19 protein-coding genes are annotated in these 23086 nt (G+C 41.7%); 18 read left to right on the top strand and 1 reads right to left on the bottom strand.

From position 1 onward, the window contains the following. Positions 1-85: 85 nt before the first annotated feature. The 8 genes from ISU02_RS13225 to ISU02_RS13190 all read left to right on the top strand — a co-directional run bounded on the left by ISU02_RS13225 (position 86) and on the right by ISU02_RS13190 (position 7973). Positions 86-1063, top strand: coding sequence for an ABC transporter ATP-binding protein (locus ISU02_RS13225; RefSeq protein WP_194702308.1), 978 nt, complete (start codon positions 86-88; stop codon positions 1061-1063). A gap of 32 nt (positions 1064-1095) precedes the next feature. Continuing rightward, the gene (locus ISU02_RS13220; protein ID WP_228727815.1) at positions 1096-1863 is read left to right on the top strand and encodes an ABC transporter permease; all 768 of its coding nucleotides are present in this window, start codon (positions 1096-1098) and stop codon (positions 1861-1863) included. Between the two features lies 1 nt (position 1864). Next, positions 1865-2647: an ABC transporter permease gene (locus tag ISU02_RS13215; protein ID WP_194702306.1), complete on the top strand. Its 783-nt coding sequence runs from the start codon at positions 1865-1867 to the stop codon at positions 2645-2647. A 105-nt stretch (positions 2648-2752) separates the two neighbouring features. Beyond that, positions 2753-2947 (top strand): hypothetical protein, encoded by a 195-nt coding sequence (locus ISU02_RS13210; protein WP_207736302.1) that lies wholly within the window; start codon positions 2753-2755, stop codon positions 2945-2947. 166 nt (positions 2948-3113) lie between these two features. Continuing rightward, positions 3114-3800 carry a response regulator transcription factor gene (locus ISU02_RS13205; RefSeq protein ID WP_194702304.1) on the top strand — a complete coding sequence of 229 codons (687 nt, stop codon included), beginning with the start codon at positions 3114-3116 and terminating at the stop codon, positions 3798-3800. Positions 3801-3809: 9 nt separating this feature from the next. Next, complete coding sequence (locus ISU02_RS13200; RefSeq protein WP_194702303.1) at positions 3810-4847, top strand: sensor histidine kinase; 1038 nt, start codon at positions 3810-3812, stop codon at positions 4845-4847. A gap of 127 nt (positions 4848-4974) precedes the next feature. Continuing rightward, positions 4975-5658, top strand: coding sequence for an ABC transporter ATP-binding protein (locus tag ISU02_RS13195; RefSeq protein WP_194702302.1), 684 nt, complete (start codon positions 4975-4977; stop codon positions 5656-5658). Next, positions 5655-7973 (top strand): FtsX-like permease family protein, encoded by a 2319-nt coding sequence (locus tag ISU02_RS13190; protein WP_194702301.1) that lies wholly within the window; start codon positions 5655-5657, stop codon positions 7971-7973. The genes ISU02_RS13195 and ISU02_RS13190 overlap by 4 nt, the downstream gene beginning before the upstream one ends. Before the next feature lie 85 nt (positions 7974-8058). Here ISU02_RS13190 and ISU02_RS13185 read toward each other — a convergent pair whose 3' ends face one another. Beyond that, the gene (locus ISU02_RS13185) at positions 8059-8751 is read right to left on the bottom strand and encodes a hypothetical protein (protein WP_194702300.1); all 693 of its coding nucleotides are present in this window, start codon (positions 8749-8751) and stop codon (positions 8059-8061) included. A gap of 675 nt (positions 8752-9426) precedes the next feature. Here ISU02_RS13185 and ISU02_RS13180 point away from each other — a divergent pair. The 10 genes from ISU02_RS13180 to trsS all read left to right on the top strand — a co-directional run bounded on the left by ISU02_RS13180 (position 9427) and on the right by trsS (position 23077). Then, positions 9427-11421 carry a sigma-54-dependent Fis family transcriptional regulator gene (locus ISU02_RS13180; RefSeq protein WP_194702299.1) on the top strand — a complete coding sequence of 665 codons (1995 nt, stop codon included), beginning with the start codon at positions 9427-9429 and terminating at the stop codon, positions 11419-11421. Positions 11422-11917: 496 nt separating this feature from the next. Continuing rightward, entirely contained in the window at positions 11918-12943 is a 1026-nt protein-coding gene (locus ISU02_RS13175; protein ID WP_194702298.1) for a molybdopterin-binding protein, read from the top strand. Between the two features lie 82 nt (positions 12944-13025). After that, entirely contained in the window at positions 13026-15782 is a 2757-nt protein-coding gene (locus tag ISU02_RS13170; RefSeq protein ID WP_194702297.1) for a molybdopterin-dependent aldehyde oxidoreductase, read from the top strand. Positions 15783-15887: 105 nt separating this feature from the next. Next, positions 15888-18206, top strand: coding sequence for a pyridine nucleotide-disulfide oxidoreductase/dicluster-binding protein (locus tag ISU02_RS13165; RefSeq protein WP_194702296.1), 2319 nt, complete (start codon positions 15888-15890; stop codon positions 18204-18206). A gap of 10 nt (positions 18207-18216) precedes the next feature. Beyond that, on the top strand, positions 18217-18426 hold the full coding sequence (locus ISU02_RS13160; protein WP_194702295.1) for a DVU_1557 family redox protein: 210 nt from the start codon (positions 18217-18219) through the stop codon (positions 18424-18426). Then, complete coding sequence (gene trsM / locus ISU02_RS13155; RefSeq protein WP_194702294.1) at positions 18423-19079, top strand: DVU_1556 family methyltransferase; 657 nt, start codon at positions 18423-18425, stop codon at positions 19077-19079. Before ISU02_RS13160 ends, trsM begins: the two co-directional genes overlap by 4 nt. A gap of 16 nt (positions 19080-19095) precedes the next feature. Continuing rightward, positions 19096-19551, top strand: a complete 456-nt coding sequence (locus tag ISU02_RS13150; protein WP_194702293.1) for a DVU_1555 family C-GCAxxG-C-C protein — start codon at positions 19096-19098, stop codon at positions 19549-19551. Further along, positions 19548-20591, top strand: a complete 1044-nt coding sequence (locus tag ISU02_RS13145) for an XdhC family aldehyde oxidoreductase maturation factor (RefSeq protein ID WP_194702292.1) — start codon at positions 19548-19550, stop codon at positions 20589-20591. Before ISU02_RS13150 ends, ISU02_RS13145 begins: the two co-directional genes overlap by 4 nt. Beyond that, positions 20581-21747, top strand: a complete 1167-nt coding sequence (locus ISU02_RS24350) for a DVU_1551 family NTP transferase (protein WP_194702291.1) — start codon at positions 20581-20583, stop codon at positions 21745-21747. The genes ISU02_RS13145 and ISU02_RS24350 overlap by 11 nt, the downstream gene beginning before the upstream one ends. Then, complete coding sequence (trsS, locus tag ISU02_RS13135) at positions 21722-23077, top strand: radical SAM (seleno)protein TrsS (protein WP_194702290.1); 1356 nt, start codon at positions 21722-21724, stop codon at positions 23075-23077. Before ISU02_RS24350 ends, trsS begins: the two co-directional genes overlap by 26 nt. The last annotated feature ends 9 nt before the right edge of the window (positions 23078-23086 follow it).

The raw sequence follows: 23086 nt of genomic DNA, 5'->3' as shown, positions 1-23086 counted from the left end.
CACATTGTAGAGGAAATGTGCTTGACATCTTTATTTAGGTTTGATACGATGAAATGCTTCAAAAACTTCATAAAGGAGGGTGATTATGATAGAACTTGAAGGTATTTCAAAGACCTATCGCATCCCAGTGCGTTCGAAAGGCGTCGGTGGAGCGATAAAAGCGCTGTTTAAAAGAGAGTATGAGGTCGTACAGGCACTAAAAGGCATCTCTTTTAAGATAAACCCTGGAGAAATCGTTGGCTATATAGGTCCCAATGGCGCTGGGAAATCCACAACGATCAAAATAATGAGTGGTATTCTCGTACCGGATGACGGCAAATGTCAGATTGGAGGACAGGTACCTTGGCAGGACAGAAAGGCCTATGTTGGTAAGATCGGTGTCGTCTTTGGACAGCGGTCTCAGCTTTGGTGGGACGTCCCAGTTATGGATTCCTTTGAACTCTTAAAAGAGATCTATGACATGACAAACGCACAATATGAACGCTCTTTTAACGAACTTTGTGATGCACTTGAACTTAGATCGTTTTTAGACCATCCTGTGAGGCAGTTGAGTTTAGGACAGCGGATGAGATGTGAAATTGCAGCGGCACTTTTACATGAACCAGAGATTCTTTTCTTGGATGAGCCCACGATTGGGCTGGATGCAGTTTCCAAGATTGCAGTGAGGCAATTTATTCGACACATCAACGCCAAACGCGGCGTCACTGTGATACTCACCACGCACGATATGAGTGATATCGAAGCGCTGGCATCGCGGATCATGATGATTGGAAAAGGAGAAATTCTCTATGATGGTAGCTTGGAATCTTTAAAGAGAACCTACATTAAATCTAAGACCATCACTGTGGATCACCATGATTACAAAGGTGAAGTGCAGATTGAAGGTGTGACGCTTATCAGTCAAGGCAGGGAACGCACCATTTTAAAAGTGGATACGTCAGAGCGTTCCATTGCACATGTCGTTTCGGATCTGACGGATCAACTGAGCCTAAAAGATGTGACTATTGAAAATGAAGCCATTGAGGATATTGTAATAAGGCTTTATCAGGACCATCAGATATGAGAGCCTATATAGCCCTGTTCAGGATGAGACTCATGCTTGAAATGCAATATCGAGCAGCCGCACTTGCAGGTGTGATGACCCAGTTCTTTTGGGGGATGATCAATATCATGATATTTGAAGCTTTTTATAGGAGTAGCGTGTTTAGACCTGCTATGACGATGGCAGAGCTCACCACTTATATTTGGTTGCAACAAGCATTTTTGGTTTTAATTATGCTCTGGATTAGAGACAATACGCTCTTTGAAATGATTAGGTCAGGGAATGTGGCCTATGAACTCTTAAGACCAGTGGAGACTTATTACTTCTGGTATTTTAAACTATTAGCACATCGGATGAGCGGTGCGCTCATGAGATGCCTGCCGATTTTGTTGGTGGCGCTTTTATTGCCCAAGCCTTATAGGTTTGTAATACCTTCGGATATGTTGACATTTGCGTTGTTTGTGGTGACTTTAACTTTAGGGGTTGCCATTACGGTAGCCATATCCATGTTCATTTACATCTCTGTCTTTGTGACCTTATCACCAAGGGGGTCCGTGCTCATCTTTGCTGTTATAGGCGAATTCTTTGCAGGACTAGTCATTCCGATTCCGTTAATGCCAGAATGGCTCAGGAATTTTGTCTACTTATTGCCTTTCAGGTATACAGGGGATTTGCCCTTTAGAATCTTCACAGGCAATATTGGTCATGCAGAAGCTTTTCAAGGTCTTCTGATGCAGTGCTTCTGGATGATTAGCCTTATTGCAGTGGGCCGATTTTTGATGAACCGTGTACTCAATCAGCTTGTGGTTCAGGGAGGTTAGGATGAGAATCTATTTCAAATATATTCAGGTTCTATTTAGGTCAGAGATGGTCTATAAAAAATCGTTTATTTTGCTCTGCATTGGACAGTTCTTTGTACCCTTTTCCATATTTTTTGCTATGTTCTTGCTCTTTGATCAATTTGGGAATTTAGAGGGGTGGGACTTCTATGAAGTGGCACTACTGTTTGGTGTGATTCATCTCTCATTTGCCATAAGTGAGATGTTCTTCAGAGGATTTGATGGCTTTTCAACGCTTGTCGTCAATGGTGAATTTGATCGAATTTTAGTGAGGCCCAGAAGTACGGTCCTTCAAGTGCTCGGATCGAAAATTGATTTTACGAGAATAGCCCGGATACTTCAAGGGCTCTTTGTATTGAGTCTTGCACTTACTCATATTGAGATTCAGTGGACTTTCCTAAAAGGCATGACTGTCTTTTTTATGATCATAGGCGGAATTGCCATCATGTCAGGTTTATTCATCATCTTTGCCAGTATGTGCTTTTGGACAGTTCAAGGTCTTGAAATCGCCAATATTTTCACAGATGGTGGACGAGAAATGACACAATATCCATTGACGATTTATGCAAAGGGGTTTAGAATTTTCTTTACCTTGATCATTCCCTTTGGCATGGTGAATTATGTGCCCATGCAGTTTTTAATGGACCAAACACATCAAGTTTCCATAATATATGCATTTGCGCCACTCTATGGTCTTTTGTTTTTGATTCCAAGTTTGATGATTTGGCGATTTGGCGTTTTAAGATATAAATCGACTGGTTCTTGACCAGTCGATTTTTTAGTTAAAACAACAAGATTTGAGCCAAAAGCTGTGCTGAGGAATGTTCACCCTCAAACAGCGTCAGCGAAAATCGTTTTGAGACATCGAAAGATGGCTCAAATGTTGTTATATGCAAGATTTGAGCCAAAAGCTGTGCTGAGGAATGTTCACCCTCAAACAGCGTCAGCGAAAATCGTTTTGAGACATCGAAAGATGGCTCAAATGTTGATATATGCATACTTCTTCATGGGCATTTCTTATGAAATGGAAGAGAAGAAATTTGTGGAAAATGATTCTATTTTGTGAAAAACTTAGAAAAAGCTTATAGAGTGCCATGCTTGTGTTATTTTATCTCTAGAAATATAATATGAGTATACCTTACACACAGCAGTGAAAATACGACATAATTAGAGGGCAAGGTAGTCTTGGATTTGTTCTAGCTTTCTAACGCTGGATGGACAATGGAGGAAAAATGGATAAACTATTACTTCTTGAAGATGATTTAAGCTTAATTGACGGGCTTTCATGTTTACTGAAAAGACAGGGGTTTGATTTGGACATAGCTCGAACGATAAAAGAAGCCCATGCCATCTGGGTAGACGACAAATACGATTTATTGATTTTGGACGTATCATTGCCAGATGGCTCGGGTTTCGAAGTATGTGAAAAAGTACGCCAGGTTTCCAAAGTCCCCATTATCTTTTTAACCGCATCGGATGAAGAAATAAGTGTCGTTAAGGGGCTTGATATAGGTGGCGATGATTATATCACAAAACCCTTTAAGTTAGGTGTGCTCCTATCACGGATTAACGCTCTACTCCGAAGGGCAAAGCATTTTGCTGAGGCGGATACAGAGATCAAGTCCAATGGTATAAAGGTATTATTGTTACAGGGGCAGGCCTATAAAGGTGAACAGCTTTTGGATTTAACAACATTGGAATACCGATTGCTTTGTCTGTTTATGCAAAATCCCAACCACATACTTTCCAAAGAAAAAATTTTGGATAAGCTGTGGGATGGGGAAGGAAACTATGTGGACGATAATACACTGGCAGTGTATATTCGTAGATTGAGAATGAAAATAGAGCAGAATCCTGGTGAGCCGCAAATGCTTTTGACTGTCAGAGGCATGGGTTATAAGTGGAACGTGATGAGTTGAGGTAACGTAATGAACATTTTTACAAATAGAGATATTCGGAATTTTTTTATATTAATGTCTTGCATCTTGGGTAGTTTTATAGTCCTATCCCAAGTTATCGTATGGTTGTTTTGGGGCGTGCTGAATCTTGCGATTTTCGTACTCTCCCTTTTCATTACCGTATGCGTATTAGGCAGTTGTTTTTTTTATTTTCTGAAGCAGCATCAAACCATAGAAGATGCGATCACGCAAATAAATTCATATCTTTCAGGGGAAACAGATGCGCGTATTGACTGTGATCGCGAGGGGAGCTTGTACAAGCTATTTCATGCGATAAATACACTAGCCACGGCACTTGATGCTCATGCTGCAAAAGAACAAAAGGTAAAAGAATTTTTAAAGAGCACGATTTCGGATATTTCTCATCAGCTGAAGACGCCTCTTGCTGCCATTACAATTTACAATGGACTTTTACAGGACGAAATCGAAGACATGGCAGCCATGCGAGAATTTGCGGTTAAGTCGGAAAAAGAGATTGATCGAATAGAAATACTCGTTCAAAATCTTTTGAAGATCACAAAACTGGATGCAGGGGCGATCATCATAGAGAAATCATTTGAAAATATTGCGGATATAATGAATGACATTTATCATCATTTTGAGTTTCGCGCAAGTCAAGAGCAAAAGACGATCCTCTTGTCTGGGCCCAGCGATGTGTTGCTCTATTGTGATAAAAATTGGATAATAGAAGCCTTCAGCAATATTGTGAAGAATGCCCTGGACCATGCGGACAAAGGGGCTCGTATTGCCATAGAGTGGCAGAAACGGCCCATGATTACACAGGTGACCATAAGAGATAATGGGAGTGGCATTCATCCAGAAGATATACATCATATTTTCAAGCGATTTTATCGTAGTCGCTTTTCAAAAGACACGCAGGGCATAGGTCTTGGATTGCCGCTTGCAAAGGCAATCGTGGAAGCACATGAAGGAAGCATTGCGGTAGACAGCGTTTTAGGTGAAGGCAGTGTATTCGTTATCAATTTTATGAATCTTACTAAATTGTAAGCCAGAATTCATATGAGAGTAAGGCGCAGATGTTAACCTACCTTTATAGAAAGGTGGGATTTATTTTGAATACACTATTTGAGTTGTTTATTAAAAGTGCTCTCAATTTTGAAAGGGATGAGATCAAATGAATTTATTGGAAGTAAATGACGTTTGCAAGACCTATGGAACAGGTGAAACGGCAGTCAACGCCTTGAGAAACGTGAGCTTTTCGGTTTCAAAAGGAGAATTTATTGCAGTTGTCGGGGAATCTGGTTCAGGAAAGAGTACGTTGCTCAATATGATTGGGGCGTTAGATATGCCTACATCGGGCAAAGTGCTCATTGACGGTAAAGACATATTTAAAATGAACGATGAAAAACTCACCATTTTTCGTCGTAGAAACATAGGCTTTATTTTTCAGGCTTTTAACCTGATTCCTGAATTGAATGTGGCGCAAAACATCACATTTCCTGTTTTACTTGACTATAAGAAACCAGATCAGGCTTATGTGGAAGAAATTCTTACAGTGTTGTCTCTAAAAGACAGGCGAAATCATCTACCACGACAGCTCTCCGGTGGACAACAACAACGCGTGGCAATCGGCCGCGCTTTGATCACACGGCCAATGCTGATTCTTGCGGACGAACCGACGGGAAATTTGGACAGCCAAAACAGTAGCGAAGTCATTTCACTGATGAAAACAGCTGCTAAGCGCTATCAGCAAACCATTATCATGATTACGCATAACAGAAGCCTTGCTTCAGCAGCTGACCGCGTGTTACAGGTGTCAGACGGTATCCTCACGGATTTAGGGGGACACGTCGAATGAAAAGTTATCTTGGGCTTGTTTCTGAATATGCAAAAGTACACAAAAAGAAAAATCGACTTACCGTGATCTGTATCGCCATATCCGTCATGTTGGTGACGGCGATTTTCGGCATGGCGGATATGAGTGTAAAGGCTCAAATCAACGCGTATATTCGTCAAAATGGAAACTTTCATGCTATGATCACAGGGTTATCGGATGATATTTCGGAAAAAATTGGACATCGCGATGATGTAAAGGTATCCAGTTTCCTAGGCATTGCCGAGGATACAACGTTTCAAGGGAAGGCATTGTATGTTCAGAGCAGTGAAAAGGATATGGCAAAGCAGATGAATCTAACTGTGGTGACGGGCGCCTATCCCGCTTCTTCTGAGGAGGCTCTTCTTGATCAGCAGGGGCTTGAACAATTCGGTCTTACCCTTGGAGATACAATAGCGGTTGTCTATAGTGATGGTCAGGCACGGCAGTATAAGATTTCTGGAACATATGGCGATTTTTCCAGCTTAAAAGGGCGTGATGCCCACGGCCTTTTCCTGTCTGTGGGTGGTATGCGTGCACTGCCGTCTGATTTATATGAGGAATACTATTATGTACAATTTAAGAGCGGTGTGAAGATTAACCAAGCATTATCAGAAATCAAGGCTGAATACCATTTGACAGACGAGCAGGTTGCCACAAATATCAGACTGCTTGGACTAATGGGACAGAGTGATGATTCATCCATGCAGGGCATCTATTTGACAGGGGGCACTCTTTTTATCCTTGTTGCAATGACGGGCATGTTCATGATTGCCAGCAGTTTTAATATGAGCATATTAGAGCGGACGCAGTTTTTTGGACTTTTGCGTTGCCTTGGTGCAACACAAAGTCAAGTTAAACGCTATATCCGTCTAGAAGGCTTACAGTATTGTCTGAAGGGCATTCCCATTGGGCTTGTTGCTGGATGTGGCGTTCAATGGTCAGCAGTATTCTTTTTAAACACACTGAGTATACAGGATATTCCGCCTATGCCGATGCTTCAGATCAGTTGGGTTGGTGTAATTGCAGGTACAGTGATCGGTTTTCTTGTGGTTATGCTGGCTTCAAAATCACCTGCAAATAGAGCGGCAAAAGTGTCCCCACAGGCTGCGGTAACTGGCAATATTAATCAGAAGAATAATTTGAAAATAAAAAAAGCATCCAATACCAACTTTTTTCATGTGGATATGGCAATGGGATTCCGTCATGCGTTTTCTAATGGCAAAAGCATGATATTGATTGCCGGGTCCTTCGCGATTAGCATTATCCTGTTTCTGTGCTTTACAGTACTGATCACATTTATGAACCATGCCTTAAATCCATTGAAGCCTTATGCACCTGATCTGTCCATTAAGGGCGTTGAGGAGACAACGCTAATAGACCATGCCCTAATTGAAGAACTAGAAGCGATCCCCGATATTCAAAAAGTATACGGTCGTATGTTCTACGATGATATACTGGCAAATGATAGTCGAATATCTGGTGCGGCAATGTTGATTTCTTATGACAATTCACAATTTGAGTGGGCTGATAAAATGATGATTTCAGGGAACATTGACGATGTTAAGAATGGCAATGGTGTTGCAGTCAGCTATAAACAGGCGCAAAATTTGGGTTGGCATGTTGGGGATCCTTTAACATTAAACTTATTAGGAGAGGCACGCCAAATTCAGATTGCATGCATTATTTCTGATGTGCCGTTTGATTCGGGCAATGGTAGTTGGCACATCGTTTGTTCTGAAAAAACATTTACTGGATTGACCGATATTTCGGATTATACCATTATTGATATGCAAGTTGGGGCGGATGTTTCTACGCAGATTCGAAATTTGCTCACATCTGAAATGATGCTGTTAGACAAACAGCAGCGGAATAACGAAGTTCAGCTAGGCTACTACACTATGGCGGTATTTGTCTATGGCTTTTTGATAGTCATTGCGCTGGTTGCTTTAATTAACATCATCAATACTGTAAATGCAAGTGTTTCCAGCAGAATGAGCAACTATGGCGTCATGCGCGCGGTGGGGATGTCTGGCAAGCAGCTCAAAAAAGTGGTTGGAGCTGAAGCAGCCACTTATGCAATAACAGGAAGCATTGCAGGAGGTGTTTTAGGGTTATATTTTCACCGACTCTTCTTCTTAAGGCTGATTACATCAAATTGGGGAGAACTTTGGGAGCCGCCGTTAACGGTTTTGACCGTCACGATAGCGGCTGCAATTCTGACAACTTTTATTGCGATTATCTTACCGGCAAAAAAAATTGAAAGTATGAGCATTGTCAATGTGGTGAATGCCCAATGATGAAATTGGCGCACATGAGACTGCTGTGATCAATGACATATTGGGGTTGGAAGCTAAAATATCAAACAAAATGATGTGGTTCAATCTATTGGATAGGCTCGGCTTGTGGAAAGCTGAGTTCATCCTTTTTAATCCAAAATTCAAAGCCACCTGGTGTTGATAAGTAACAATGCCCGCTATCTTCTTTGATGATACGGCCATAGACATCATGTTCTAAAATTTCTGACTCAGCCGATTCGTCAATGTTACCTTCATTCCAAAGAACGTTTATGCTTGCGCCTTTTTTCACATAAACAGGTGCTTTGATTTCATTGATATTGGTTTTATCTAATTCAATAACTTGATCAACTCTGATCCAGCCCTTTACATTAACGGGAGAATCCAAAACGGGTATCTTCACATAATACCATTCTTCATCATTGGAATAGACTAAATCCAAAACTGTCACTGCAGTTAAAGGTTCTATGCTTCTAAGATTTGGCGCTTTCTCTAGTGGCAATGCCAAAGCCTGTAAAGCTTCATCGGAAAATACGAATCTTACCTTGTTTTCAATATAGGTCATCGAAATGTCATCAAGGCTTATATTTTCAGTGATTTTTGAATTATCAGTTGGATCAATTATTAAGTGGTGACTATTTTCGATTGTATGCCTCATCTCTATCAAAGTTTTATTGAGTGCGGCATTTTCTTTTCTGAGGCCATTGGCATACCATAAAACTGCTATTAAAGATATGCCTAGAATGAATAAGAGTGTGCCAATTTTTTTAGAATTTTTCATATTCACCTCTTAACCTTTTCCGTTTGTATTGTTTCAAAAAATTGAAGAAAACGTAAAATTACCTTTTTTCGTGTACGATGACATCATGCTAACATTATAAAATTACTTAGTCAAGAAAAAATAGAATATTATTACATTTGATCATTATTAGACTAAAATTGCCACTATGTTATATTCTGCGTTTTGTATTGGATTACTTGATTTCAATTCAAAGCAGTAGAAGCAAATTGATGAAACTGCTGTGTACTAACTGTGAAATAAGTGTTACACTATTGTGTAATAGGTGACACTTATTTCACAGTTTTTCGCATAATGGAAACACTTTTGTTTCACTTGTGTGGCGTATTACATATAAACTTGAAAACAATAACGCAGTCTATTCAAAGGATGGGACAGAATTTAGCTCTGATCAAAGTTATTGTTTTGGGAATCTGATGGATTTGGCACATTCTTTGCGATTAATAGATTACAGTTGGAATATCAAAGGTCAGTTTCGCATAAATTATCCACTCTATGCTGTATCACGCCACTTCCTATAAATAGCATTGTTGTGTAAAAAGGTGCCTAATTTTTGACTTTTGATATTTTAACTCATATTCGTGAGCATCAATAATTGCAATAGGTAATAAACTGTAATAAAGGCGTATCCAAGGTGTTGTTTTGTGAGGAGTTTACATGATTAAAAAAAGTGAGATGCTACTTGAGAACTGGGAATCTTTTGTGGGCAAAGGACAATTAAAATCAAATGGTGTGAAGGATGAAATTTATAAGTCATGGCTTAGATGCAAAGATTATGGCGTTGAGCCAACGGATGATTCTAGACATGTATCACTGAGCAAAGAAGCATTTGATGAGTCCTTAAAGGAAAAGGCGTATTTGATCAAAATTGCACATCCCTTTATGTTGAAACTTTACAAATTTGTAAGGGGAACCGGGTTTGTGGTGGTTCTCGTCAATGAAGAAGGTTATCTGTTAGAGCTTTTTGCAGATGAGGATGTTTGGCAAAATCCTGTGACTAAGAATTTTTTCCTAGGGGCCAGTTGGCAAGAAGAAGTCGCTGGAACCAATGCCATTGGCACAGCCATGTATGAGCAAGCACCTGTTCAAGTCTCTGGCGCAGAACATTACTGTAAAAAGCATCATGGACTCACTTGCTCGGCAGCGCCTATTTTCGATGTGAACGGGGATTTGCTCGGTATTGTGGATATTTCGGGTCCATTTGAAGCGTCACATGGTCACACGCTGGGGATGGTTGTGGCCACTGCTGAGGCCATTATGGCACAACTCCGAATAGAAAATAAAAACAGACAATTGGCACTTGCAAATAAAAAATTACTGAACTTCTTCAACATGGTTTCAGATGGGGTTTTAATCGTAGGTGAAGATGGCTCGATTTCTGAGATGAACCCTGCAGCAGAGGTGATCCTAAGAAGGGAGAAGAAAGATGCGATAGGCATGCTGATTCAAAATATGGTGAGTCCTAGACATCGCTCACTTGGCAGTGGTTGCTTTTACTTGAAACCGTGTTCATATATTGAGGGGATTATTCATACGTCCAATGGACCGTTTGATTGCATCATCTCTTCTGAGCCTATTTATAATGAAAAAGAGGCGCTGGTAGGGAGCTTCATTACGCTAAAACAAGTTAAACAAGTTCAGAAACTTTTAGACCGGTTTGGCGGCTATACCGCTTCACTTCAGTTTGAAGATATTATTGGCAGCAGTTTTGAAATCAGAGAATCTATCCGCCTTGCGAATCTCACAGCCATTAACAATTCCAATGTGCTGCTCACTGGTGAGAGCGGCACTGGAAAAGAGATATTTGCTCAGGCTATTCACAATAAAAGCTCTCAGTGCAATGCCCCATTTGTTTCCCTTAATTGCGGTGCAATTCCCAGAGAACTCATTGGCAGTGAATTATTCGGTTATGAGGAAGGCGCTTTTACAGGTGCTAAAAGAGGTGGGAAACCCGGGAAATTTGAATTGGCAGCAGGCGGCACGCTCTTTTTAGATGAAATCGGCGACATGCCTTTAGAACATCAAACGGTGCTTCTAAGAGTGATTCAAGAAAAGCAGATTGTCCGCATAGGCGGTGACAAGATGATCTCTGTCAATGCACGTTTGATTTGTGCAACCAATAAAAATTTATTCGAAGAAGTGGAAAAGGGGACTTTCAGAAGAGATCTTTTTTATAGACTCAATGTTATGGCGATTATGATCCCGCCGCTTCGAAATCGTGTAGAGGATATTCCATTGCTGTTTAGACACTTCTTGAACAAACTGTGTAATGACAGGGAACGCACTGTGCGAGTGGATCGCTCCGTTTACGAGTATTTAAAAAGGTACTCATGGCTTGGCAATGTGAGAGAGCTTCAAAATGTGGTTGAACGCGCTGTCAATCTTGCTGAAAATGGCATCATTTTCCCTCAACACCTTCCAGAGCGCATTCGAAATTTTCAAGAGACGCCTTCTAAAGAGGAGCACGTTGTCGGTGAAAGCTTAATGGCCTGTCGTGTCCTCACTAAAGAGGCCGCCAAAGAAACAGAAAAAAATAGGATTATAGAGCTCTTAAATCGACATGCGGGAAATGTCAGCCGCGTGGCACTTGAAATGGGCCTCTCGCGTAAAACGATTTACAATAAAATGAAGCTTCATGAGATTTATAAGTGAAAAGAATGATAAATGTGGACAGTGGATATGAAACATGCAAGTGATCATTGCCATGAGCAATGAAAGTGAAACCAGTGTTACCCATATGAGTAAAAAAGTGTTACCTTACACGCAGAGGTAACACTTTTTTTATGAAAAAAAAGCAAATATTGCCTTTAAATGGACGCCAATTGACGAAAATTCTAAATTTTCTTTAGATGATTCAAGGGGGGAAACAACTGCGTTATGATCAAAAAATAGGTAAATCTTGTTGCGAAAGGACAAAAGAATTGAGTGGTCATTCTTGCTTTGGCATACCTCTTGCGTATATAAGAGGTGACAGTGAAGTTTTGAATCTTTATTTTGAAATCTCAGAGATGAATCTGTTTCGTTAACTGTGTTGCGCAGTTATTACGGTAAAAAAGGCATAAGGAAATTAACACTCTCAAGCAGAGCGCTGGATTCCTTTCCTGCGCTCTTTTTTTAATTTTGAAGACATTCTTAATGGAGGTAGCTGATGAAGTTTGTACCAGTGGAACAAGCAATAAACATGGTGTTGTGCCATGATATTACAGAGATTATCCCAGAAAAAAGAAAGGGACCTGCCTTTAAAAAAGGCCATGTGATTTCGGTAGAAGACATTCCAAAACTGTTGAGCTTGGGGAAAGAAAATATCTATATTTGGGAAATCAACGAAGATACTTGCCATGAGAATGAGGCCGCAGAGAGAATTTCAAGCGCCATCACAGGCAGTGGTATTGAACTTACAGCGCCATCAGAAGGGAAAGTTGAACTTAAGGCGACCACAAAGGGACTTTTAAAGATTAAATTGGACCCATTTGTTGAAATAAATTCAATTGATGAAATGGTTTTAGCATCTATTCACTCCAATCAGGTGGTGGAAATAGGACAGACACTTGCTGGCTGTAGAGTCGTACCGCTGGTGATCTCAAAAGATAAAATTGTTGAAGTGGAAAAGATAGCAAGCGATCACTATCCTGTGGTGGAAGTACTCCCGATTCACAAGAAAAAAATTGGCGTCGTCACCACTGGGAGTGAGGTATATAAGGGCCGAATTGTAGATAAGTTTGGACCTGTGGTAAAGGCAAAAATTGAGAAACTCGGCAGTGAAGTGATTAGACAGATCATCTCAGATGATGACATCGATATGATTGCAACTGCCATCCATACACTTATTGAAGAAGGTGCGGAGGTCATCGTCACAACAGGAGGCATGTCTGTTGATCCGGACGATGTGACCCCTTCGGGGATCAGAAAAGCGGGTGGCACAGTGATTACCTATGGGGCACCAGTACTCCCAGGCGCGATGTTCATGCTTGCAGACATCAAGGGCATTCCAGTGATGGGCTTGCCAGGCTGTGTTATGTATGCCAAGAGCACAATCTTTGATCTTGTGCTTCCAAGAGTTCTTGCAGGTGAAAAACTGACAAAGCGTGACATTGTAACTTATGGTCACGGAGGGCTATGTACAAGATGTGAAACGTGCAGATTCCCGAACTGTTCGTTTGGAAAAGGGTTTTAATAAAACAAAATGGCGATGTGAGGAGGGTCGTGTAAGGTAGTGTTGTTTTTTACTATAAAAAAATTCATTTAGGAGATGTAACATGGAGAAAAAAGTTCTTATTGTAAACGGATTGCCAAGAACCATGATTGTTGATTCAGATGTAACATTGGCATCAGTACTTCGTGAGCAATTATTGCTTACAGGGTGTAAAGTAGGGTGTAACCAAGGACAATGTGGCACATGCTCCATTATTATGGACGGTAAAGTGGTGAGGTCATGTATCGTTAAAATGAAGCGTGTACCGAATGAAGCGAAGATTACGACGATTGAAGGTATTGGTACGCCTGAAAATCTCCATCCACTTCAAGTGGCATGGATGGCATATGGCTGTGCACAGTGCGGTTTCTGTAGCCCAGGCTTTATCTTGTCAGCGAAAGTCTTATTAGAAGGCAATCCAGATCCAACTCGAGAAGAAATCAGGGCTTGGTTCCAAAAAAATAGAAATGCGTGTCGTTGTACGGGTTATAAACCACTTGTGGATGCCGTTATGGCAGCTGCTAAAGTATTAAGAGGTGAAATGCGTAAGGAAGATTTACTCTTCAGCCCAACTGGGAACAAAATTTATGGGACAACATATCATAGACCATCTGCACTGAGCAAAGTTACAGGTACTTGGGATTTTGGTGCTGATGTGGCATTGCAGATGCCTCCTGGAACACTGCGGATGGCACTCGTACAGGCAGAAGTTTCACATGCCAATATCTTAGGCATAGACACTTCAGAAGCAGAAAAGATGGAAGGTGTCTACCAAGTTATTACGCATAAAGATGTCAAAGGTAAAAATAGAATTACAGGTTTGATCACATTCCCAACGAATAAAGGGGATGGCTGGGATAGACCAATCTTATGCGACAAAAAAGTATTCCAATTTGGAGATGCCATTGCAATTGTTTGTGCGGATACAGAAGAACATGCCCAAGCAGCAGCAAAAGCGGTAAAAGTGGATCTTGAAGTTTTACCGGCGTATATGAGTGCGCCAGCGGCTATGGCTGATGATGCCATAGAGATTCACGAAGGCACGCCAAATGTTTACTTTGAGCAAGGTATTGTAAAAGGTGAAGAGATAGAGCCTTATTTTGATCAAGCAGCAGCAATCGTTGAAGTAAATACTTATTGTAGTCGTCAGCCACATTTACCACTTGAACCAGATTGTGGGAGTGCATACTTCGATGAAGAAGGCAGACTTACAATTCATTCCAAGTCAATTGCACTACATCTTCATCATGCAATGATTTGTCCAGGAATTGGCATTGAACCAGACAAGTTGAGATTAGTGGCAAATCCAACAGGGGCGACTTTCGGTTATAAATTCAGTCCAACAAATGAAGCGCTTTTAGGTGTTGCTTGTTTGGCAACGGGGAAACCTGTATCCCTTAATTTCAATATGTTCCAAAACATCACTTACACGGGTAAGAGATCACCAGGTTTTGTCACTTGTAAACTTGCGGCAGATAAAGACGGTAAATTATTGGCAATGGAAACAGATTGGACAATCGATCACGGTCCATATTCAGAGTTCGGTGATTTATTGACCCTTCGCCAAGCACAGTTCACAGGTGCGGGCTACGACATTCCAAATATTCGAGGCAAAGGGCGTACAGTTTGTACCAACCATGCTTGGGGTTCTGCATTCAGAGGGTATGGCTCGCCACAGGCATTCTTGGCTTCTGAGATTGCAATGGATGAACTCGCTGAAAAATTGGGCATGGACCCGCTTGAATTGAGATATAAAAACGTTTATAGACCAGGGGCAACCACACCAACACAACAGATTCCAGAAGTGTTCTGCTTCGAAGAAATGCTCGATAAACTTAGACCACTTTGGAAAGAGGCTAAGCAAAGATGTGCAGAATATGATGTTCCAGGTAAAAAACGAGGCGTTGGCCTTTCTCTAGGCATTTACGGCTGTGGCCTTGATGGACCAGACAGCTCTGAAGCTTGGGTGGAAATGACACCTGAAGGCGTTACTGTGGGCAGTTCTTGGCAAGATCATGGTCAAGGGGCAGATCTTGGGACATTGACGCATGCACATGAGACGTTACGACATGCTGGCTATCGACCAGAGCAGCTTAAGCTGGTTATGAACGACACGGCATTTACGCCTAACAGTGGCCCATCCGGCGGCAGTAGACAAAATGTCGTCACAGGAAATGCCATTCGCGTTGCCAGCGAAATGCTTTTAAATGCCATGAGAAAATCCGGCAATAAAGAAAATGGCGAGTACAGAACTTATGAAGAAATGGTTGCCGAAAACATTCCACTTCGCTATGACGGTAAATGGGCGGCTTCAATGTGTACAGACTGTGCACCAGATACAGGTAAAGGCGATCCGTTCTCTAACTATATGTATGAATTGTTTATGCCGGAAGTTGAGGTTGATCTTGAAACCGGCAAGGCGACTGTGGTTAAGTTCACAACAATTGCAGACATTGGGACGATCTCCAATAAAGCTACTTGTGATGGACAAATCTACGGTGGATTAGCTCAGGGAATCGGCCTTGCGCTCACAGAAGATTTCGAAGATCTCACGAAACACACTACACTTGCAAAATGTGGTCTGCCATATGTTCAAGATGTGCCAGACGACATGCAAATCATCTATAACATTTCACCACGTGCAAGCGGCCCATATGGTGCTTCAGGCGTTGGTGAAGGTCCACTGACCGCACCACATCCAGCGATACTAAATGCGATCTACAATGCATGCGGTGTGAGAATTTATGCGATTCCTGCTTTGCCAGCCAAAATTAAAGCGGGTCTTGAAGCGCAAAAATCATCTTGCGGTTGCTGTGATTAATAAAATTTAGAAATACAACCATGCTAAATAACCTCTTAATAATTCAGGGCGGTAATCTGAAAAGTGCCGTCCTGAATTTTCAATGATTAAAAAAGAAGGTGTGATATGGACCAGATTTTACTTAGAGAACGTGAAGGGCTTTGCACACAGGAAAATCCCCCCAGATGTACAGCAGAGTGCCCTCTACATGTGGATGTCAAAGGCATTGTTCGCGCCATCCAGAAAAAGGACTATAAGGGGGCCTATAAATTATACAGTAGATCCGTACCATTTCCCAACATCCTCAGCCATATATGCGAAGCACCCTGTATGCATAAATGTTTGAGAAATGAACTCGACGAATCGATTCTCATCGGAGAACTTGAAAAATATATTGTACTCAACGGGAGGCCCTCAGGACCTTCTAAAATACTTTTACCCCCTGAAAAGCAACAAAGCGTCGCTGTAGTCGGTGCAGGACTCAGTGGACTGACTGTTGCAAAAATTTTAAGACTCAAAGGCTATAAAGTAACTGTCTTTGAAAAATCCAAAAGTCTTGGTGGGCGACTAAACCAGTATAAAGAAGAAGTTCTACCCGCTGCACTGCGAGATAAAGCGTTTGAAAACTTGAAAAAGATGGGGATAGAGATCAATCTGGAACATGCCATAGGCGTTCAAGGTAACTTATCATTGGAAGCACTTAGAGAGCGGTATACGGCAGTCTACATAGATGTTGCCACTGCAGAGCTTGATGCGGTAGTCGGAGAGCAGGCGAAACCTTTAATGATCGATCCACTCACTTATGAGATTATAGAGGGTGGTGTTTTTGCAGGGGGATCTCTATGCGGGGATCGAGAAGCCTATCTTCCTGTGCGCTCAATCTCTGATGGCAAGAGGGCAGCGAACTCCATTGACCGCTATTTTCAAAGGGTGTCTCTAACCGCTAATCGAGTAGGTGAAGGTTGCGTAGAGACTCAGCTCTTCACCAATATAGAAGATGAAACGATTGTGCAAGCAATTTATCCAAGCGATTCTATAAAGGGGTACACACAAGAGGAGGCAGAGGCAGAGGCAGAGCGTTGCTTACTGTGCGAGTGTCTTGAATGTGTAAAAGCCTGTGAATACATGAAGCATTATAAGGGGTATCCGAAGCGTTACTTTAGGGAAGTATACAACAATCTCTCCATCGTCATGGGTATACACCATGCGAACAAGATGATCAATACTTGCAGTCAGTGTGGACAATGCGCTCAGATTTGTCCGAATGGTGCAGATATGGGCTTGGTTTGCAAGGAAGCGAGAAACCAAATGGTTGAGAAAGGTAAAATGCCACCTTCTGCACATGATTTTGCCCTTAGGGACATGGCGTTTAGCGTGAGTGATCATTTTGCTATGATGAAGAAACCCCCACATCAAACTGAAATAAAAACACTTTTTTTCCCAGGATGTCAGTTGTCGGCATCAGCACCTGAGCATGTTGAAAAAATATACCCGTGGCTTTGTGAAAATTTATCTGGTGGCACGGGTTTAATGCTCGATTGTTGTGGTGCGCCAGCACTTTGGGCAGGTCGAAAAGATCTGTTTGATGAACGCATGACGCACATTAAGGAGACATGGCTCGCAGAAGACAAGCCTAAAATCATTACCGCCTGTCCAAGTTGCTTCTCGGTCTTTAAAGAACACTTGCCAGAGATAGAGGTGGAAATGCTCTATACGCTGTTGGATCAAAAGAATTTTGTGGGGATGAGTGGCCAAGGGATTGAACCTCAAAGGCTTGCAGTTCACGACAGCTGTAGTACCCGGCTTGAGAGAGGCCTTCAGGAGAGTGTCAGAAATCTCTTGAAAAGAGCAGGACATGAGATTGTAGAGCTTAAGTACTCAAAAGACAAGACCACATGCTGTGGTTATGGCGGTCTTATGATGTTTGCAAATAGAGAGGTGGCAAAAGCGGTAATTGAAGCCAGAGTCAATGAGTGCTCGGAAGATTATGTGGTCTATTGTGCCATGTGCAGGGACAACTTTACTGGACAGAACAAGAGAACTTATCACTTGTTAGACCTACTCTTTGCGGAGAAATCGACATCTTATCCTGTGGCAAAAGGACCGGATTTTTCAGAGCGACATGAAAATAGAAGCAGACTTAAAAGAACACTGCTTAAAACCATATGGGGAGAGTGTCAAGAGGAGGTTGAAAGCAAAGTGAATCTAATCATAAAAGATGATGTGAGAGCCATCATGGCAGAACGCAATATTTTAATTGAGGATTTGACCAAAGTATTAGAGCATGTGGAAGAAACGGGGCAAAAAATGTGGAATGCCACGAAAGAGACTTATGTGGCTTACTACAGACCTGTGTCGGTGACATATTGGGTTGAATTCACACGCTCAGATGAGGGCTATCATATCTTAAACACTTACAGTCATAGATTGGAAATAGAAGTATAGGAGGTTATCCATGTCGGCGTATACCAGTGATGATCATTCGGAAATTATTTGTTCCGTATGTGGCGAAAAGATGAAGCTTGGGAAGTTGACCTTATCTTATTTGGGGAGTAACTTTCCTGTGGAGCTCAGCAAATGTGAAAAATGTGGACTTGTGTACATCCCAGAAGATTTAGCACTGGGCAAGATGGAGCAAGTTGAAAAGGCGTTGGAAGACAAATGAAAAATAGTTACGAAACCTATCCTTTTTCTGAAAACAGTGTGAGAGTCATGAGGCCAGGTGGTCTGGCGCTAACTGACGAACTGATATTGGCGTGCGGTTTAGATGAATCCTCTAAGGTATTGGATGTGGGCTGTGGCATGGGGACAGCGGTGCAATACTTGAGGGCACATTATAAATATGATGCCACAGGCGTTGACTGCTCTTCTATCATAATTCAGGCAGGTCTTTCAAGTATGCCTGAACTGCCCATAGAAGTGGCAAATGCCGAAAAATTACCCTATCCAAATGAAAGTAGGGATTGTATTTTAATGGAATGTACTCTATCTGTATTTCAGGATGCACAACAAGTTTTAAAAGAGGCTTACAGGGTGTTGAAGCCAGGGGCAAAACTTGCCATTTCAGATGTCTATTTGAAGGCAAATTCTGACTCATCCTCTCTTAAAACGCAGAATGAAGTGGAACAGTTGATTACAAATCAAGGCTTCAAAATTTCAAAATGGTTGGAAAAAACAACCCTTTTACACAGTTATATAGCGGAAATGATTTGGAATCAATCTGGAGAATATGAGGACGGTTTTCTTTCGGCGTTTTGTGCTCTTAAAGGGGTGTCTGGATTAAAGCTCGGTTATTTTGGCTTAATTGCTGAGAAATGAGAGGGAGGAGATAGCAATGAGTAGTGATATGATGCGGATTTTGGAACTTTCACAGAGTGGATTTTGTTGCAGTCAAATTTTATTGATGATGGGGCTTGAAGAAAAGAAGATAGAAAATAAGGATTTGATCAGAGCAATGGGGGGGCTATGTGGCGGCGTAGGTGGTTCTGCAAATAACTGCGGCGCACTCACTGGAGGCGCCTGCCTGCTTTCGCTCTATACTGGCCGGGGCGCTGAGGGCGAAGTCGAGATGCCTTTTGCAAAAGTTATGATGGATCAATTGATACAGTGGTTTAATGAAGAGATTGGTGCTCTATATGGTGGGATCAATTGCATTCAAATATTGGAGAACAACCCCATGAATCGCATGGAGAGATGTCCCGCGCTCATAGAACAGGTCTATGATAAGGTGGAGGAAATTCTTGAAGCATACGATCACACACTATCTGAGATCAGGGAGGATATTCTATGAATTCTATTTGGCATGCATTAAAAAAGATTTTAGAGGCAAATGAAGATTGTGTTTTTGCGACGATCATCGACAAATCCGGTTCTGCGCCAAGATCCTTTGGGGCTCATATGATTATATGTGAAAACGGGCGGATCATCGGCACCATAGGTGGGGGCAAACTAGAAGCAGTGACTATGGAAACCGCTCAAATCGTATTTGGAGAAAAGCGGTCGCGCATACAGAGTTTTTCACTTACAGGTGAGGAAGCGTCAGAGACGGATATGATCTGTGGTGGTACAGGCGAAATTTTATTGGACTATATTTCAGCCAATGAATCCAGCAACTTAGAAGTTGTAACAGCTTTACTTGCATGCCTTGCACATCGGGAAAAAGCTTGGCTCTGCACTATTATCAACCATGACGGAGATAGGCAGCAGTGCCTAGTAGAATCAAATGGGAGCGTCAGAGGTGAACTCAAAGGAGAAGGTGAATTCTATAAGCGGATGATTTCAAATCCTGCTAAGGTAATACTGCATTCAGAGCGCTTTGAATGTAAAAGGATTGTCATAGAACCCATATTGAGTGGTGGTCATCTGTATGTTTTCGGTGCAGGACATGTTTCACAAAAATTGGTGGAAGCTGCTGGGAAAGTTGGATTCGATCCAATCGTCATAGATGATCGTTCGGAGTTTGTAAATGCAGAACGCTTTCCGAATGCAAATCTGATCTTATTGCCGTCTCTAGAAGGTGCATTGCCTAAACTGCCCTATGATAGAGACAGTTATATCGTCATTGTCACAAGAGGTCACATGCATGATAAAACCATTCTTGATCAAGTGCTTAAAACACCTGTTGGCTATATCGGCATGATTGGCAGCCGGCGCAAGAGAGATTTGATTTACAAAGAGCTCATAGAACAAAAAGGCTATACACAGGAAGATTTCTCAACGGTTCATTGCCCCATTGGGTTGGAAATCTTGGCGGAAACACCAGAAGAAATTGCTGTCAGCATTGTGGCTGAGCTCATCAAAGTAAGAGCTCAAAATACAAGTGAGCGTTGAAAAAATCTCAGCACTTATACTTGCAGCAGGGCAATCTTCAAGAATGGGTGCTTTGAAACCAAAGCTTGAAATAGAGCATAAAGCGGCTATTTTGTGGGTAATAGAAGCCTTCCAGAAGGCCGGTGTAAAAGACATCAGAGTGATTGTGGGTTACCACTCAAATGAGGTTAGACAGATTTTGGTGCACAAGCACGTCCAAATCGTTGAAAATATGGCACCTGAAAGAGGTATGTTTTCTTCGGTTAAGGTGGGAGTAGCTTCACTGGAAAGCAATGTTGAAGGATTTTTTCTGATACCGGCGGATATTCCCATGATTAGACATCAAACCATAGAAAAAATTTTAAAAGCGCATAAGGCCAATCCCGATAAAATTATTTTCCCAAGTTTTTTGGGTCAGAGAGGACATCCACCTTTTATTCATCGGAATTGCTTCAAAACAATCCTTGAATCAGATGAGAACATGAATTTGAGGCGTGTTTTGGACATATTTAAGGCGAATTGGATAGAATTGCCATGTGCAGATAATGGCATCTTAATGGACATGGATACCCCTGCAGATTACGAGAAGATATTGACTTATTCGGCCATGCGATCAATACCAAATTTGGACGAATGCCAAGCGCTACTGAATTTGTTTCAGGTTTCATCAAGAGTGAGAAGACATAGTCAGGCGGTTTCAGTGTTGGCCTGTAGAATTGCAAGGGATCTCAACGACAAAGAAGGGCCTTTCATATCGGAGCAGATTTTAAAGAAAGCGGGACTGTTGCACGATGTGGGGAGAGGACAGCCAAACCATGCGTTTTTAGGGGCAAAGATGATTTCAGAAGAAGGGTTTTATGGTCTTGAAGAGATCATTTCTTGCCACATGGATATAGAGTTGCCTCCCAATGGGCTTAAAATTACTGAGAAAGAATTGCTCTATCTATCTGACAAATTGACTGAGGAAGATCAGTATATCTCTTTGGAAACACGATTTGAAAACACGCGAAAAAAGTATCCTAAAGTTGATGGCAATATCATATTTCTTCGGTTTTATAATGCCAAACGCATCAAAGACAAAATAGAAAGTATCCTCATGATAGAGAATTTATACGACTTTTTTCATGAAAAAAGTTTGGAGGTTATCAATAATGAATGCAAAAAAAATCTATTCTAAAACAGAAAGTGTTTGCCCAGTTTGTTTAAAAAGAGTCGATGCTGAAATTGTTCGGGAGCATGATCGCAGTTACCTTGTGAAATCGTGTTCAGAGCATGGTCTTTTTTCAACCCTTATTTGGGAGGGTGCGCCTGAAATTGAAAATTGGTGCGGTGACCGCAATGCTTTTGAGAAGGCGGCTCAGCCAGTTGACAGCAAAGGATGTCCCTATGAGTGCGGCATCTGTGCAGAGCATCAGCAACAATCATGTTGCGTCTTGCTTGAAATAACCCAACGCTGTAATTTAAAATGTCCCGTATGCTTTGCAGAGGCAGGAAGTGAACACAGTATGGACCCTACTATGTCTCAAATTGAAGCTTGGTACGAAATGTTACTTTTAAAAGGAGGACCGTTTAATATTCAACTCTCTGGGGGAGAACCGACTATGAGAGATGATCTGCCAGAGATCATAGACCTTGGAAAGCGTATGGGATTCAATTTTTTTCAACTCAATACAAACGGCATTCGACTGGCAGAGGACTATGATTATTGTGAAAGAGTAGCCCGTGCAGGTCTTAACTGTGCATTTTTGCAATTCGATGGGCTCAGTGATCCCATATATAAAGCATTAAGGGGGCGAGCGCTTTTAGAGCAGAAGATCAGAGCCATAGAAAACTGCAAGCAAGCAGGGATTGGCGTTGTTTTAGTCCCAACGGTGGTAAAAGGGGTTAATGACTTAGAGCTTGGAGCGATCATTGATTTTGCGGCGCATAATATGCCCATTGTTCGTGGTGTTCACTTTCAGCCTGTGAGCTACTTTGGCAGATATCCAGAGTCCTTTTCGGAGGATCGGATGACCATACCAGCGCTTTTAAGGGGCATTGAGCATCAAACACATGGTGAGATTAAGGTATCTGCTTTTGTGCCACCTTCAAGCGAGCATCCGCTTTGTTCTTTTAATGGTAAATTCGCACTTCAGAAAGATGGTCATTTTAAGAGCGTTTCTGAATTTGGTAAATCTAAATCATGTTGTTGCAGTGTGGAAACCCCGGCTGAAGCGGCAATGAAATATGTGGCAAGACAGTGGTCTGCCCCAAAAGGCAATACACTTGAAGTGGTTCAGCCTGAGCAAAACATCTCGATGGTTCCAGATTTGACAAGTCTAGATGCATTTTTGGAACAAGCCAAAATGACGTTGGCGATATCGGGAATGGCGTTTCAAGATGCATGGACACTGGATTTAAAACGCCTCAAAAGTTGTCACATTCATGTAGTGAGTCAGACAGGTGATTTGATTCCGTTTTGCGCTTATAATCTCACCAGCAGGGATGGAAAAAGCCTTTACAGATGAACAAAATGC

The organism is Fusibacter ferrireducens, assembly GCF_015352425.1.
Classification (GTDB): domain Bacteria; phylum Bacillota; class Clostridia; order Peptostreptococcales; family Acidaminobacteraceae; genus Fusibacter_A; species Fusibacter_A ferrireducens.
The sequence above is the reverse complement of the archived record's forward strand: the minus strand, read 5'-3'. Positions and strand labels throughout refer to the sequence as shown.